This window comes from Paenibacillus sp. JT22N7, assembly GCF_059383875.1.
Genome location: NZ_JBXENY010000006.1, coordinates 72,598 through 88,530, shown reverse-complemented (window position 1 = coordinate 88,530; position 15,933 = coordinate 72,598). Strand labels below are relative to the sequence as shown.

General features: G+C 51.8%; 13 protein-coding genes. 9 read left to right on the top strand and 4 right to left on the bottom strand.

From position 1 onward, the window contains the following. Nucleotides 1-190 precede the first annotated feature (190 nt). On the top strand, nt 191-1,420 hold the full coding sequence (locus AC50Y5_RS17490) for an aminotransferase-like domain-containing protein (protein ID WP_494862457.1): 1,230 nt from the start codon (nt 191-193) through the stop codon (nt 1,418-1,420). A 164-nt stretch (nt 1,421-1,584) separates the two neighbouring features. On the opposite strand, the gene AC50Y5_RS17485 is transcribed toward AC50Y5_RS17490, so the two are convergent. Then, nucleotides 1,585-2,484, bottom strand: a complete 900-nt coding sequence (locus AC50Y5_RS17485) for a YwqG family protein (RefSeq protein ID WP_494862455.1) — start codon at nt 2,482-2,484, stop codon at nt 1,585-1,587. A 194-nt stretch (nt 2,485-2,678) separates the two neighbouring features. On the opposite strand from AC50Y5_RS17485, the gene AC50Y5_RS17480 reads away from it, so the two are divergent. Both AC50Y5_RS17480 and AC50Y5_RS17475 read left to right on the top strand, forming a co-directional pair. Beyond that, nucleotides 2,679-3,794 carry a hypothetical protein gene (locus AC50Y5_RS17480; RefSeq protein ID WP_494862453.1) on the top strand — a complete coding sequence of 372 codons (1,116 nt, stop codon included), beginning with the start codon at nt 2,679-2,681 and terminating at the stop codon, nt 3,792-3,794. A gap of 98 nt (nt 3,795-3,892) precedes the next feature. After that, nucleotides 3,893-5,476, top strand: a complete 1,584-nt coding sequence (locus AC50Y5_RS17475; protein WP_494862452.1) for an SMI1/KNR4 family protein — start codon at nt 3,893-3,895, stop codon at nt 5,474-5,476. A 123-nt stretch (nt 5,477-5,599) separates the two neighbouring features. Here the strand turns inward: AC50Y5_RS17475 and AC50Y5_RS17470 are convergent, their stop codons facing one another. Next, complete coding sequence (locus tag AC50Y5_RS17470; protein ID WP_494862450.1) at nt 5,600-6,151, bottom strand: hypothetical protein; 552 nt, start codon at nt 6,149-6,151, stop codon at nt 5,600-5,602. Between the two features lie 1,114 nt (nt 6,152-7,265). On the opposite strand from AC50Y5_RS17470, the gene AC50Y5_RS17465 reads away from it, so the two are divergent. The 3 genes from AC50Y5_RS17465 (at nt 7,266) to AC50Y5_RS17455 (ending at nt 8,951) form a co-directional block, all read left to right on the top strand. After that, nucleotides 7,266-7,622 (top strand): DoxX family protein, encoded by a 357-nt coding sequence (locus AC50Y5_RS17465; RefSeq protein WP_081418748.1) that lies wholly within the window; start codon nt 7,266-7,268, stop codon nt 7,620-7,622. Between the two features lie 71 nt (nt 7,623-7,693). After that, entirely contained in the window at nt 7,694-8,464 is a 771-nt protein-coding gene (locus AC50Y5_RS17460) for a pirin family protein (RefSeq protein WP_494862448.1), read from the top strand. A gap of 37 nt (nt 8,465-8,501) precedes the next feature. Continuing rightward, nucleotides 8,502-8,951: a MarR family winged helix-turn-helix transcriptional regulator gene (locus AC50Y5_RS17455; RefSeq protein ID WP_056033864.1), complete on the top strand. Its 450-nt coding sequence runs from the start codon at nt 8,502-8,504 to the stop codon at nt 8,949-8,951. Between the two features lie 111 nt (nt 8,952-9,062). On the opposite strand, the gene AC50Y5_RS17450 is transcribed toward AC50Y5_RS17455, so the two are convergent. After that, nucleotides 9,063-10,418 carry a dicarboxylate/amino acid:cation symporter gene (locus AC50Y5_RS17450; RefSeq protein WP_494862445.1) on the bottom strand — a complete coding sequence of 452 codons (1,356 nt, stop codon included), beginning with the start codon at nt 10,416-10,418 and terminating at the stop codon, nt 9,063-9,065. A gap of 424 nt (nt 10,419-10,842) precedes the next feature. Continuing rightward, on the bottom strand, nt 10,843-11,724 hold the full coding sequence (locus AC50Y5_RS17445; protein ID WP_494862443.1) for a helix-turn-helix domain-containing protein: 882 nt from the start codon (nt 11,722-11,724) through the stop codon (nt 10,843-10,845). Nucleotides 11,725-12,079: 355 nt separating this feature from the next. Here AC50Y5_RS17445 and AC50Y5_RS17440 point away from each other — a divergent pair, with 355 nt between their 5' ends. Genes AC50Y5_RS17440 through AC50Y5_RS17430 form a run of 3 tightly spaced genes read left to right on the top strand, consistent with a single transcriptional unit; the run spans nt 12,080 to nt 15,928 of the window. Beyond that, entirely contained in the window at nt 12,080-12,910 is an 831-nt protein-coding gene (locus AC50Y5_RS17440; protein ID WP_056033872.1) for an amidohydrolase family protein, read from the top strand. Next, nucleotides 12,907-14,421 (top strand): tagaturonate reductase, encoded by a 1,515-nt coding sequence (locus AC50Y5_RS17435; protein ID WP_494862441.1) that lies wholly within the window; start codon nt 12,907-12,909, stop codon nt 14,419-14,421. The genes AC50Y5_RS17440 and AC50Y5_RS17435 overlap by 4 nt, the downstream gene beginning before the upstream one ends. Next, entirely contained in the window at nt 14,414-15,928 is a 1,515-nt protein-coding gene (locus AC50Y5_RS17430; RefSeq protein ID WP_056033878.1) for a UxaA family hydrolase, read from the top strand. Before AC50Y5_RS17435 ends, AC50Y5_RS17430 begins: the two co-directional genes overlap by 8 nt. Nucleotides 15,929-15,933 lie beyond the last annotated feature (5 nt).

The following is a 15,933-nucleotide window of genomic DNA, read 5'->3' as shown; positions in this document are numbered from 1 at the left end:
GCAAGCAGCACGCCTGAGTGCTTTTTTTTCTGGCCAGCAATGGGTCTATATCATCTCCAATCCTTGAAATTTCAATGATGGAATAGAAAATCTCTATTATCCGTGCCGTTGACCGCTGCATATATGGAGTGATAAGTTAAATTCATATAAAATAATCGGAATAATCGGATATTAGAGGAGGCTTTTTCAGATGGGAGATCAAGCAGCAGCGTATCGTTTTGCCCGCAACTTGCCCGCACGATCCATTGGCGGAACGAAGGTGACAGACCCGCAGCATGTTCATTTGTCCTACGGCTTTCCGGCAACGGACTTGCTGCCGGTTGAGGAGCTGCATGCAGCAGCGGCGGAAGCTCTTAAATGGGACCGGGCGGATGCGCTCCATTATTCGGGAGCGAAGGGGCCAGCCCGCGTCAGGGATTGGGTGCTGGCACGTTCCCGCAAGTTCGGCATTCATGCTGGGGCGGAAAATTTTATTCCGACCTTTGGCGCCATTCAAGGCATTGACCTGACCGCGCGAATTTTGCTAAACCCGGGGGATGAGGCTTGGGTAGAAGGGCCGACCTTCTTTAATGGCTTGCAGGCGTTCCGCGCAGCGGGTGCCGTCATCAAGTCGATCCCCGTCGATGAGGAGGGTCTTCAGGTCGAGCTGCTGGAAGCAGCCTTGAAGCAGGCAGCTGCAAGCAATGAGCCGATACCGAAGCTGCTGTACTGCATGCCGAACTATCATAATCCGACGGGTGTGAGCCTGTCGCTGGAGCGCAGGCGGAAAATTGCGGAGCTGGCGGTGGCCTACAATTTCCTCGTTTTGGAGGATGATGCTTATGCCGAGCTGAACATTAGCGGGAAGACGCTTCCTGCGATCTATTCGTTTGCGCCGGAGCAGGTCATCTATGTCAGCACATTTTCGAAGACGTTGGGCCCTGGACTGCGCCTCGGCTGGGCAATTGCCGCACCGGAGGTCATTACGCATATGGCGACGCTGTCGCTGGGAAGCCAGCTTAATCCTTTTACCCAAGAGGTCGTTGGCGAATTGCTGCAGCATTATGGATTTGATGAGCAGGTAGCAAAACTTACCGAGCGCTATAGAGCGCAGCGCGATACGATGATTCAAGCGCTCAGGAGGGAGTTTGCGAAGCATATTTCGGTGCAGGCGCCGGATGGCGGATTTTTCGTCTGGGTAACGTTTGACGAGCAGGTGGATGTGCGGCAGTTTGCGCCAGCAGCGCTTGCGAAGGGCGTCAGCTTTGTAGCGGGCAATGCTTTTTTCGCGGATGGGCAGGGCTCCCGCCATTTGCGGCTGTGCTTTAGCTTCTGCAACACGGAGCAGATCGAACGCGGCATTAAGGCTTTGGCAGAGGCTTATTATGAAGCTTTGCAAGGCCGAGCGGCGCAGCAAGCTGTTCCCGAGCTGCAAGCCTAGATCCGAGCTTAACTGGCCGGGGCCTAACTGGTTATCCGTATCATCTTGAGATCCACCTTGTTCGATTCCCGACATAAAGCGCGAAGCCTCGCCGTCAGCAGAAAATCTGCGAGGCGAAGCTTCGCGCTTTTTAAATATTCCATGTACTCCTATTGATGTGAAGGTTAGCTGGAATACAGCGAGCAGTAGGTGCGGCTGAAATTGCGAGCCAGCAGGTCCTCTTTTCGAATGAAGAAATGAATGACGCCAGCATTCTGCCACTGGTAGCCGACTAGTTCATTGCTGTCTATTTCCAGCAGCATAATCATATCCGCGATTTCCGCTTCGGCCCGCTCCCGGCTTCCACGGAGCCTGTCCATCAAATGCTTCATCGCCTTCTCGCTGTCATTTTCGGTCGTCTTATCCGCCAAAATGAACAGTGCCGCTTCCTCCTCAGCATCGTGATGCTGCCCGGCCGGATAGCCGAACATCGTTCCCCAATTGGTTTTGCGATCCCCCTGCATTTCGGCGGCAAGCTCAAAATAGCGGTTGGTCGAGCCCTCCTCAAAATCAATGACCTCATAATCCACATAAGGCATGTTCGGCAGCTCGACCGCTGAAAAGGCTGCGGCTTTGTAAGGATGAAACGACGTTTCATAAATATCCTCAAGAATCGTTGCCGTCTCGGGATGGCGTAGAGCAAGCTGCTGCGGGTATTCGACAAAAATAATGCGATGCTCGACGTTCGCAGCCCCTTCGTCCATGCCGATAAAGAAATACAGCATGCCAGCTTCAGGCAGCCAGCCCTGTCTGCATGCAGGCGCTATATCTGCCATATTCAGCTGGGCGAGCGGCGTCATCAGCTTGCCAGACGATTCCGTCGGCCATTTCATCGCTTGCGGAAGGTCTGGATAGCCGCCGACGCGCGAGTTGCCGACCTTTTCATATAAATCAGGCTCTATTGCAGACAGCTTCACTGTGCTGCGGGCTTGCGGGAGCAATTTTTCGGCAGCGGGAGACAGTTGATGCTCATTCAGCAATTGTTCCAACGCTTGTGACAGATGTTCGTTAAGGTGATTGGACATAAGCATAAATCCTCCATTCTGGGATTGAGTAAGTCGTCATAAACCAAGTCGTATTGAACCATTACCCCGCTGCGAGGAAAGCTTACCACATTGGACTGGCGAGAAAGATAGAGTTTGCCGATAAAAGGGTATATTTCCCTATGTGATGTTCTACCTAAATCAAAGTACGATAGAAATAAGGGGCTGATAGACAGATGGAAGAATTGAAAAGCTGGAGTAAAGCATGGAATGTCGAGACGTTAACGGATACGATTGGTCAAGTGACCCTATTGAATCATCCGGGCGGCATCTCTCCAAAAGGAGCCATTGCTGCTCCGAGGGGCGGTACAGTGATTGCGGCTTATGCCTATCATGACAATCAAAGCGGTCTTTACGATGTCGTCTATATCCATCTGGATGAGAGCGGCAGTCTTATTGATACGCAGCATGAGCAGGAGGGCGTTTTGCCTGAGCTGTTCCATAGCCCGGATGGCGCGGTTTGGGTATCGCTTGGCACTTCACATGGCAAGGAGCTTGATATAGCGCTGCCGCTGTACGGACGCAGCGACCATGCCGCTCCTAAAGGGAGCCGTCCTTTTCCAGGGAAATATGCCGCTTCGGCAGAGAAATCAGCCTGGTTCCACGATGAGGATTGGTTCAGCGATAAAAAGCCGGACCGCCTGCTGCGGCTGGAATTTGCGGATGGCCGCATCCAGTCAAGCAAGGTTATCAAGCTGCCGATGCCCAAAAACAATAAAATCTCCCTTGATCCGGAGGGCAGGCTTCATCTGCTTGCTGTTCTTCATCAGGAGGAAGAACTGCTGCACCGTCCGCTAGACAGCCAAGGTAACGTTATGGAAGAACGCCGCTTGAGCGGGTTCGATGCGGATTTGCTTGAGGTGCTGGAGCTCGGAAGCGAACGGGATATACGGGTTATTTTCACGCTCGGAAATGCTCTGAATCTCGGTGTTGTTGCGCCGGACGGGCGGCGGGAGACGCATGCACTGCATGAGCTGCCAAGCCCGTTTTACAGCGTCTGGGAGCCTGTGCGCCTTGCGGACGGGACGGATATCATCCGCTTTACTTTTGAAGAGGGTAATGGATGGGCAATTGTGCAAAATACGGAGCTGCGCGCGATTTTTACACATAGCGGAGAACGCGGCTACACGAATCAGCTGACAGGCGAGCTGCTGCCTATTCCAGCCAGCGAATCGCTCGTATTAAACGATATTTGCCGCGTCAGCGATCAGGCATACCGGGTCATTATTTATCCGATGATGAATGGTGCTGCCAAAGCCCAGCAATTGTTTATCGCGCAATTGGAGCTGTAGGAGCTGGGGCAAGGGAGAGGGCAAGTGAGTGGGAAGGGAAAGGGCAAGAAGCACAGTAGTAGATCGCTGAAATGGACAAGCGGAAGGATGGAGAAGCGATGAGCATCATCACATATATGGAGGAAATCAAGGAGCTGCTCAAGGAGGAGCTGCCGGAACTGGCGGCATCGTTGAACGGGCCTGCAACGGAAGCGGAAATTGCCCAAGTGGAGTCGCAGCTGGGCCTTTCTTTTCCGGACGACCTGCGGAGCTTGTATTTGCTGCATAACGGCGAGCAGAGTGAGGGGCCGGGCCTGTTCATGGGGCTAAGGTTTCTGTCCTTGGAGGAGCTTGCGTCAGAGTGGCAGGTGTGGGCGGATTTGGAGGCGGACTTTGGCGAGGAAAGCGGCCATTATTCCGTTCCCCTTGGCTGGATAGAGGAACGATACATAAATCGCGGCTGGCTGCCGATCAGCGAGGATGGCGGAGGCAATCATCTCGGTGTAGATATGGCGCCTGCGCCGAGCGGCGTAACGGGCCAGATCATTAATTTTGGCCGGGATGAGGAGACGAAATATGTCATTGCTTTAACGCTCGGCGAGCTGCTGAAATTTGTTCGCGATACGGTCAAGGAAGGGCAGTTCAGCATCAATCGGGATGAGGAGTGGGTATTCTGGAACTATGGTCGGGAAGGGGATGGACATTTCCATGACGCCGTGCGTGCTTTGCCGCTGCCACTAGGGCGTTCAGCTCTAGAAGCTGGCCATGGTGGACTTGAAGAGGTTAGAGCAGTGGGAGCCAATTTGGCAGAGCAGCTGGAGCAATCGCTTAGTGCCGACTGGCTGGCGCGCATTAGGGAAAAGTCCGGCTCGGTCGCTGCTTTTTTGAAGGCGAAGCAGCTTTATTTTATTAAGGAGGGGCTGACTGACGCGGAACCCTTCGCTTATTGCAGTGAAGTGCGGGAGCTGGTGCTAAGCGCCAATGAAATTAGCGATGCTGCACCGCTCAGCGGCTGTACGCAGCTTAAGGTGCTGTACATTGGCGGCAATCCGATTATGGATGTGAGCGCGCTGTCGGAGCTTGCTTATTTGCAGGAGCTGTATTTGACGGGAACTGGTGTTGTGGATATTGCCCCACTGGCTAAGCTGCCAAAGCTTAAAAAGCTGGCGGCTGAAAATGTGCCGATTGTCGATTTTTCACCCCTTGCCCAGTCCAAAAGCTTGCGCCGTCTCGCCGTCTCAAACATCAACGGGGAGCAACTGCGCGCGATCTGTGAATTGGAGCAGCTGCAGGAGCTTTCGATACAAGGCTTCGCGGATGAAGCGGCCAAGCAGCAAATCGGTCTGCTCAGCAAGCTGAAAAAGCTGAAGTCGCTAGAGCTGAAGCAGCTGGAGCTTGGTGATCTCACATTCGCAGCCGCGCTTTCCAAGCTGGAAAGCTTGCAGCTGGAGCATACATCGGTTGCAGATATGTCGGCTGTAGCCGAGTGTAGCAGCTTGAAGGAACTTGAGTTGAACGGCTGCGAGCAGCTTGGCCAATTGGAAGCGGTGGCGAAATCGGCCTCGCTGCAGCAATTCGCTGGCAGCTTTGCACAATTTAATGTGCTGAAGGATCTTTTTGCGCAAAAGGTAGATATGAGCAAAATGATCGGCAGCATGACGGACGAAGAAGAGGAAATTTGGCTGGCATATAATAGGGCATAGAGTACCACAACGGGCACAAGGCTGCCCTACCGCGGACAAGGATAATGGAGATAGTGGACTTAAGCATAATGTAATCATAGAACGCGGTTGCAGCCAGGTGAGATTTTTGGCGGCAGCCGCTGTTTAATTCTGGGGATAAAACGGCTTGATTAAGGTATCATCCCATACTTGCACTTCTATATATCTTTCCGGGCCTTTGTCTCCATGGGCATTCCACGCTTGGGGCAGACCGTAGCTTGTTATAATATCGGCAATCTCACTGATCGTATACACTTGACCGCGATAGGGCTTCCCGTCGTTGTATCGCATTGCAGGAAATAAATCGCCATAAGTAAAGCTAAGAATGTCAGGTTCAAAGTCATATATGGAAAATGGGATAGCTTTGCCTTGTGGATACCAATCCAGCAGCCAAGGGCACTCTCCAAGAGTCATATAGTGAGGATATTTTTGCAAAGGCTTGCCTCCCTTAACAATGAATAAATCTCTTGCCCTCTCTTCAAGCATACGCCGAATGTCTAGATAATCCTTGGAGCGACTACTTGCAAATCCTCTTTTCTGAGATCGAATTTGTTGAAGAACCTTTTCGGCCTCCTGCGGTTCTAGAGCGGATAGATTGCGAAATGGGCCTGTAGATTCATCGTAATAATGATACAGCTTCATTTTCATCGTCATCATGCTTCACCTCGCCTATTTCTAATTTAATTAGCTGGCTTTAGCATTAATATATCAAATTTATGGAAGGAAATCGTTCAAGGAAATGCAAAAAAAAAGAAGTTGGTCAGCTACTCTTGTTGCTCTTTGTCTAGCGTGTATTCAAGGCAAATCTCGTCTGACTGATTCAAGGTTGGGGAACCGCCGCATTCGATTGTTGCAGAGACCATGGTCGCAGAGCCTTCTGTTACTGAGATCGTTGTTACTGAACCCGCTATTACTGAGATCACTGTTACTGAGACCGTTGTTACTGAGCCCGCTATTACTGAGATCACTGTTACTGAGACCGTTGTTACTGAGCCCGCTATTACTGAGCCCACTGTTACTAAGACCGTATTACTAAGACCAGTGTTACTAAGTCCATTGTTACTGGGAGCGCTGTTGCCGAGACGTCGCAGTCTGGAACGTTCCCTCCTTCTTTTGGCGGACTGAGTTTCCGCTATTTTGGCTTTTAATCTGATTTCAGACCGTACGCGGACAGGAGATCCGTTATTGCTCTCATTATCCTGTCAAAATAGCTATTTGCAGCGCATTAGCGTCTCCTGAGTCCGCAACCTATGCCTGAATCCGTGTCTCTGTTAAAATAGCGGCTTCTGAGTCCGCGACATATGCCATAATCTGTGAATTTGTTGAAATGGTGGCCCCTGAGTCCGCCGCCTATGCCATAATCTGTGATTCAGTTGAAATAGGCGCTATAGGCGCTGCTGCGTCCACCAAGTCTTTTTTATGCAGGGAGCAAACCGCTGAACCGAGGAGCATGAGGCTGACCTTCGTACGTATGTTCACATTCATGATGGATATCATTCGCAGTAGTAGCGGGAATACGTTTGACGCTGGCTTCAAGCAAAATCCGCTCTGGATCTAATCTGCATCTAATCCGGATCTAATGCAGATCTAATGCAGATCCGCTCTGAATCGGCTCTTGCTTGTTTAAGTTTGCATACAAGCCCTAATATGCAATACCAATTCTCTTTCTAAAAGTCTCTTGACAGTCATTTACTCTAATGTTAGAGTAATTATATTCTAATATTAGATTAAATAATTTAAGAATAAAAAAACGACTAGTGGGGGAATTAAAATGAGTATTGTATCTATTGTGATTCAAGTTTTGTTGGGTCTGGGTTTTCTTATGTTTGGTTTTATGAAGCTGGGCTCGAAGCAAATGGTCGATGAGTTCAAGCGTTACGGCTTGCCTTCCGGCGTTCGGCTGTTCACAGGCGTGGCTGAAATTGCGGCGGCGGCTCTTGTTGTGGCGGGTATTTGGTACAGCGGTCTGGCTGCTTGGGGCAGCTTGCTTATCGTAGTTATTATGGCGGGTGCCATTGCTACTCACCTTAAAGTTAAAGACCCTGGGTCGAAAATGGGCATGCCGCTCGTATTGCTGGTGCTTGGCCTGATCGTATTGCTGCTCAACTGGAGCGCATTGGCGGGCTAATAAGGCAACGAACGTAACCGATTCGTTAAAGCTATAATATTTTCATCCTCAATCAAAGGAGATGCATTCAAATGAAAATACGGATTGTAAGTCCAGATGAGCAGGGCATAGGCGAATTTGACGGGGGCAAAATAAAAGAGCAGAAGCCAATCGGCTTTTCTGGCGAAGGCTCTATTTTCAACCGGCTCGGCCCTTTGTTTTATTGGGCATGGGGACATATCGAGGAAGCAGGCCAAATTGGCGAGCATCCGCATAAGGGCTTTGAAATTTTAACCTATGTGCTGGGAGGCAAGAGCTCCCATCGGGATTCTCTCGGTACGCACAGTGACGTGGGCGAAGGCGGCGTTCAAGTGATGCAGACTGGCTCCGGGATGTGGCATGCAGAAGGCTCGGACGGCCCGGCAGAGCTGTTCCAAATTTGGCTGGAGCCGCATTTAAGCAAGGCGGTGAAACGGGAGCCGATATATAATAAATATACGCATGAGCAATTTCCGCGAACCTCCGAGAATGGAGTGTCGGTGAAAACGATTTTGGGCGGGCAATCGCCCATTAAGCTCGTAGCCGATGCAGCTATGGTCGATGTAGAATTGGAAGCCGGGGCGCAGCATACGTACAGCTATTTGTTAGGACGCAGCCGCATTGCGGGCGTATTGGTCATCAGAGGCGGAGGCACGATTGCAAGCGAGCAGGAGATTTCATTTGCAAATAAAGATTTTATAGTGGTACAGTCAGAGGATGGCGGAGAAATACGCATAAGCAATCCAGGACAGGAACGGCTGCGTTTCAGCATCATTGACGTTCCGGAAGAGGTAGATTACCCGCTGTACAACAAACCGTGGTAACGGGTTTATTTTAGACGGGAAAGGAGGTTGGGTATAGATGTATCAAGCAGATGAGCGCACCGGGCTGGACTTGCGGCTTTTTCGTGTATGGAGCAAAGCTTCTATGGCCGTATTCGGAAATGTCAAAAAAGACATCGCAAGCCACGGCATTGAGCCGGAGCAATTCATTATTCTTGAGCTATTATACAGCAAGGGGCCACAGCCAATTACGAAAATTGGCGAAACCTTCTCCATTCCAACCGGAAGCATTACTTATGTCGTAGACAAGCTGGAGAAAAAAGGATACGTCAAGCGGCATCCTAGCCCGACCGATCGCAGAGCTTCCAATGCCGCGCTTACCGAATCGGGCACGCAGCTGTTTAATGAAATTTTTCCTAAGCATGCGGAAATGATTTCACGCAGCATGTCATTCATTGATGACTCGGAGAAAGAGCTGCTGATCCAGCTGCTCAAAAAAATCGGGCTTGGCGCAGAACAGCTAAGCTGATGCTTGTATAACGGCAGAGCTAATTCCGTCTAGTACCGAAAAAGGCCAATAGCCCCGCTAAATCATGAAGGCAAGCTTCGTGATCTAGCGGGGCTATTTTTCATAGGCATATTAAGCGGGGCTTAGTTCAAGCTCATCATTATCGTTGCTGTTAAACACATCGCGATCCAGCTCGCCTTCGGCTTGAGCGACGAGCACGGAAGTGACCGTCGTTCCCGTTGCATTGACAGCTGTGCGGCCCATATCAATAAGCGATTCGACAGCGACGACAAGTGCCAGTCCTTCCAGCGGCAGGCCAACGGCAGTGAGCACGACAGTTGTCGAGATGGAGGCAGGGCCCGGAACGCCAGCAACACCGATCGACGAAATGACGCTGACGAGCACGATCAGAATATACTCGGTAACGCCGAGCGGAATGCTGTAAATATGCGATACGAATACGGCAACTACGGCAGGCCATACGCCGCCGCAGCCGTTGAAATTCATCGTGGCGCCAAGCGGAGCGACGAAGCTGGCAACTTTAGGCGATACGCCGAGGCGCTTCGTAATGACCTCCAAATTGATTGGCAAAGTTGCGTAGCTGCTGCGTGTCGTAAACGCGACTGCAATGGTCGGATACGCCTTCTTGAAAAACCGCAGCGGATTCAGCTTGGCAACGAAGGAGATGAGTCCACCAAATACGAGCACGAAATGCAAAATGAGGGCAATGTAGGTGACGATAATAAGCATGCCGAGCGGTTTTAAGGTTTCAAGGCCATATTTGGCGGCCATCACGGCAATTAGCGCATAAACGCCGTATGGCGTGAAGCGAAGCACGAATTTGACGACCTGATGCAGCACCTCGGTGAGCGAGGCGAACAGCGCTTTGACAGGCTGGACGGCATCGGGCTTCTTCGCGCCAACCTTGACGATGGCAATGGCGATGAAGATGGCGAAGATCAGCACCGGAAGCACCTTGCCGGTTGCCGCTTCATTAATCGGATTGGAAGGCACCTGGTCCAAAATAACCTGGAAGAAGCTCGGCACCTCCCTAGCCTCAAAGCCTTCCGGCGAAGTCGCTTCAAAAGTGCCTGCCGGGTTCAGCGCTACGGCAACGAGCAGGCCGATAATAGCGGCAACGCCTGTGGTGGCGAGAAACCAAGACACGGTCTTGATGCCGATCTTTTTCAGGAAAGCGATATTGGTGATGGAAATAATGCTGTTTACGACGAGCACGAAGACGAGCGGAATAACGATCATGCGAATTAAGCTGATATAGATGGAGCCGATTGTGCCAACCCCTTCAAATTGCAGCTCGAATTTATTGAAAATAATGCCGGCGACAAGTCCAAGGCCAAGTGCCAGCAGCACCCTCGTGCCGAAGCCTACGCGTTTCTTCGCGAGATAATAAAGCGCGGCGAGAATGACTGCCGATACGAGCAGCGATATCCAGTTGTTCTGAAAAGCGGCTACTAAATTGTTTTCCATCTTCAACATCCTTTCAGCTATGACGAGTAAGAATGTTATATAATTCCTACCTGTTTACTTAGTATTATAGTACGAAATGTAATATAGCACTCGTCTTTCGCTTCTGTCAATTATAAATTTGGCAAAAAAGAGGGAAACCGCTTACTTGCGGCTCCCCTCATCAAATTCTTATTATGCTTAGATTTCTACGCGAAACGGAAGCTTTGCCGCCAGAGGATGGCGATCGCCGTTTACGCTTGAAATATAGGAAAGGATATGATTTTTCCATCCTATCTCTATATTTCTACGCGAAACGGAAGCTTTGCCGCCAGAGGAGGCGACTGCCGTTTACGCTTGAAATATAGGAAAGGATATGATTTTTCCATCCTATCTCTATATTTCTACGCGAAACGGAAGCTTTGCCGCCAGAGGACGGCAAAGCCGTTTACGCTTGGTCTGCTGGCGTTGCTTTTTTATAGGCCGCAGGCGTTTGTCCGGTTACTTTTTTGAACATGCGGTGAAAATGGGGCAGGCTCTCGAAGCCGCAGGCGTCGGCAATGAGCCGAATGTTCTCGTCGCTTGCCAGCAGCAGCTCCTTGGCGCGAATAATGCGCTTCGCCGTCACATAGTCGGTGACATTCATTCCGGTGAGCTGCTTAAATACGCGGGAAAAATGGGCTGGCGTGACCGCCGCCATTTGCGCCAATACGGACAAGCCGAGCGGGACATCGGGATGCTCATCAATATAGTGGAGAATGTTCCGCATCCACAACGGACCAATCAGCGGGCCATCCGCCTTGGCATATTCGCGGCTGCTCGCAATAATCCGGCGGTTCATCAGCAGCAAAATATGCTCCAGCTGCAGCAATATCGCCTGCCGATAGCCGGGCTGCTGCTCGCGCTGCTCCAGCTCAAGCTCATCAATGAGCTGCACCAGCTTAAGCTGCTCCTGCGTTGTCGGCTCAAATTTGTAGCGTTTATGCTTTTTGGCATGGTCGAAGCAGCGCAAATACGAGAAGGTATCTCCGAACGACGCCGTCTGGACGAATAAGGTGCTGAAAAAAATCGCCGTCGACGTCACCGGCTCCTCCTTGTCGGGAAACGAGCGATGTATCGTATTGCCCGGAATAATGAATAAATCGCCAGGCTTCATATCGTAAAAGGTTTGGTCAATAAAAAAAGTGCCTTTGCCCTCATAAATATAGACAAGCTCATACCAGTCATGCAGATGATCGGGCAGCTCCGTCTGCCAATGCTTGCGGTCACGGTAGACGAAATCGAAAGGAAATGAGCTGCCAACCTCGAACGGCTTGCGAAACGGCTTCATAAGCGAACGACTCCTCCTTGCGCCAGCATGGGCTAAGCGCGCAATGTTTCTATAGTCCAGCATAGCAAAAATCAAAATACAGTACAAATATGCAGGAATACGTTATTTTTAATATCATTATTGGCATTTATAATGAGATCAAAGGGATAGATAGCAGCGGGCGCAGGTTTCTGATTTAGAGCAGCTGCTGCTATGAAAACGTTAACAATTTTATGTTCATTTTAAAATATAGGAAAGTATATGATTTTGCTATCCTTTCTCTATATTTCTCGGACTGAAATGCGCTGCGCCGCCAAAGGACGGCGAAAGCCGTTTCACCTTGTGTGAAAATATCGTTTTATAGGGGGCAGCAACGATGAGGATTGATGCGCATCAGCATTATTGGGCAATTGAGCGGGGCGATTACGGCTGGATTACACCAGAGGTACCCGTGCTTTACCGCGATTTTGGACCTGAGCATTTGCAGGCAAGCCTGAATCGGCATGGCATTAGCCATACGATCGCAGTGCAAGCCGCTCCAACGCTGGCTGAGACCGATTATTTACTCGCGCTGAGCGATCGCACGGAGTCGATTGCGGGAGTTGTCGGTTATCTCGACCTGTTCGATCCCGAGCATCTAAGCCATTTCGAACAATTTGAACGTCATCAGCGGTTCGTGGGGTTCCGCGTGATGATTCAAGAGCTGCAGGATGCGGGTGTGATTTTGCAGCAGACGTTCGTTGAGGCGCTGAAGGAGTATGAGCAGCGGGATACGCCTATTGACCTGCTCCTCACCTCGCATCAGCTTGATTCGCTCGTTCAGCTTATGAAGCAGGTGCCGAATTTGCGCGGTGTTATCGATCATTTGGCGAAGCCGCGTATTGCGGCGGGCGAGCTTGATCCTTGGCGCAGCCAGCTTACAGAGCTGGCGCGTTATCCAAAGCTGTATTGCAAGCTGTCAGGAATGGTCACAGAGGCAAGCCACGACAGCTGGCGGCCGGAGCATTTTATCGCGTATATTCGCCATGTGCTGGAGGTTTTTGGCCCGGACCGGGTCATGTTCGGCAGTGATTGGCCGGTGTGCCTGCTGGCGGCGGGCTATGATGAAGTTGTGGATGTGCTGGAGCAGGCGCTGCCAGCCTCTTGGGGAGATGCGGAGCGAAGCAAGCTGTTCGGACTAAATGCAAAGGAGTTTTATAAACTATGAGCCAGTTAAATAAGACGCTTCTGGGACAGGAAGACCGCGAACGGTACGAGGCGGTTCAAGCAGGGAAAATAACGGTGCTGCAAATCGGCGAAGGCAACTTTTTGCGCGGCTTTGCCGATTGGATGCTGCAGGAATGCCATAAGCAGGGGCTGTTCGGCGGTGGAGTCGCGGTGACGCAGCCGCGTCCAGGCGGCAAGCCGAAAATTGACGCTTTGGCCAAGCAGGATGGCCTTTATACGCTGGTCATTCGCGGATTGGAAAATGGCGCGGCTGTTGAGCGCAAGGAAGTCGTCACCGTATTTGCGAAAGCATTTGATCCGTATTCGGAGTGGGAAGCGCTGGTGCAGCTTGCGGAAAGCAAGGATTTGCGTTTCGTCGTTTCCAACACGACAGAAGCTGGACTTGCCTACAGGCCGGAGCCGCTGCAGGAAGGCCAGCCGATTCAGTCTTACCCGGGCAAGCTTGCTTATTTGCTGTATCGCCGTTTTCTCGCATTCGAAGGCGCTGCGGGCAGCGGCTTGATCTGCCTGCCTTGCGAGCTGCTGGAACGCAATGGCGACGAGCTGAAAGCTTGCGTCCTGCGCTATAGCGAGGATTGGGGCTTTCCGCAGGCGTTCAAGGAATGGGTGGAGCAGGACAATCGCTTCTTGAACTCGCTTGTAGACCGGATCGTGACGGGCTACCCTGATGAGCAGCAGGCTCAGCAATGGTTTGCAGAATGGGGCTATGAGGACCCGATGCTGACGACAGCGGAGCCGTACCATTTTTGGGCGATTGAAGCGGAGCCGGAGCTGGATGAGCAGCTGCCGCTGCGCCGGGCAGGGCTGAACGTGCATTTTGTAGAGGATTTGAAGCCGTTTCAGCTGCGGAAGGTGCGGATACTGAATGGCGCCCACACGCTGATGACGCCGCTTGCGCTCGTCCATGGGCTGGAGCAGGTGCGCGAGGTGATGGAGCATGTGGAGTTTGGCCCCTACGTTCGTGATGCAGTCGAACAAGAGATCATTCCTGCGCTGCCGCTGCCCGAGGGCGAGCTTAAAGATTATGCAGCTGCGGTGTATGAGCGGTTTCTCAATCCGTTCATTCGCCACCGGCTCGCCGATATTGCAATGAACAGCATCAGCAAGTTCAAGGTCAGGCTGCTGCCATCGCTGCTGGATTATGCAGATCGCGGCCAGCCAGTGCCTGTACGGCTGGTGCGCGCTTTTGCCGGATTGCTGCGCTACTATAAAGTAGAGAGCGATGGAGCAGGCTCATATACAGGTACGGATTTGCTCGGCACCGTCTACACGGTACGCGACGATGCCGGAGCATTAGCGGCGCTCGCAGCGGCGTGGGCTTTGGAAGACGCTGGTCAAGGCTCAGCAGCAGCGGCGGGCTCGGCACAAGCGCAAGCAGAGCGGCTGCTGGCGCTAAGCGAGCTATGGGGACGCGACTTGCAGGCAGTGCCAGGCTTGGTGGAAGCGGTAGCTTCACAATTAGAGGAACTGGAGCGTGGTGCACATGAATAACTGGGTTCGGCTTAATGAGAAGGATCAGGTCATTATTGCGCTTACGCCGCTTTCCCAAGGGGATAAGCTGACACTTGAAAATGGCAGGGAGCTGGAACTGCTCGAAGACGTGCCGAAAGGGCATAAAATCGCCTCTACTCCAATTCCACAGGACGCGCATGTACTCAAGTTTGGCTATTCCATCGGCATCGCCAAGTCGGATATTTCAGCAGGCAGCTGGGTGCATACGCATAACATTGGAACAGGGCTGAAAGGATTTTTGGAATATTCGTATGATCCGGCAAAGGGCCGCGAGGAATCGGCAGCGCCAGCTGCGAGCTCGGCGAATCGTGCGAACCAGACGTTTAAAGGCTATGTGCGGGATGGCGGTGAGGTCGGCATTCGCAATGAGATTTGGATTATTAATACGGTCGGCTGTATTAACAAAACCTGTGAAATCGTAGCGCGGCGCGCTGATGCGATGTATGCGGGCCGCGTCGATGGCGTTTATCATTTTGCCCATCCGTTTGGCTGCTCGCAGCTTGGCGATGATCTACAGCATACACAGAAGCTGCTTGCTTCGCTTGTGAATCATCCGAATGCGGCAGGCGTGCTCGTTATGGGACTCGGCTGTGAAAATAACCAGATCGACCTGTTTAAGCAGGCGATTGGCGACTACAATCCGGAGCGCGTCAAGTTTATTAAGTCGCAGGAGGTTGAAGACGAGCTGGAGGCTGCGCTTGAGGAAATCGACGCTCTCGTCGAATTCGCAGAACGCTTCAAGCGGGAGCCGGTACCGGTTGCGAAGCTCAAGCTGGGACTTAAATGCGGCGGCTCGGACGGCTTGTCCGGCATTACCGCCAATCCGCTTGTCGGAACAGTTTCGGATCGCCTAATTGAGGCGGGCGGCACAGCGATTTTGACCGAGGTGCCGGAAATGTTCGGTGCGGAAACGATATTGATGAATCGCGCAGACAATGAGCAGGTTTTTGGGAAAATCGTGCATTTGATTAACGACTTTAAGCAATATTTTATCCGTCATGATCAGGAAATTTATGAAAACCCTTCGCCGGGCAACAAGGCTGGCGGCATCAGTACGCTGGAGGAGAAGTCGCTTGGCTGTACGCAAAAGGGCGGTCACGCGCTGGTCAAGGACGTTGTGCCTTACGGAGAGCGGATTTCGCATACAGGCTTGAATTTGCTTGAAGCGCCGGGCAATGACCTCGTATCGGTAACGGCTTTGTCTGCGGGCGGCGCGCATATCGTGCTGTTTACGACAGGTCGGGGAACGCCGTTTGGCGGCCCGGTTCCGACAGTGAAGATCGCGACGAACAGTGAGCTGGCGGGACGCAAAAAGAACTGGATCGATTTCAACGCAGGACAGCTGCTCGAAGGCAAGACGATGAATGAGCTGACCGATGAGCTGTGGGATCAGCTGCTGGCGCTCGCTTCAGGCGAAGCGAAGACAAATAATGAACGCAACGGCTTTAAGGAAATTGCGATTTTCAAAGACGGCGTTATTTTGTAATCGGA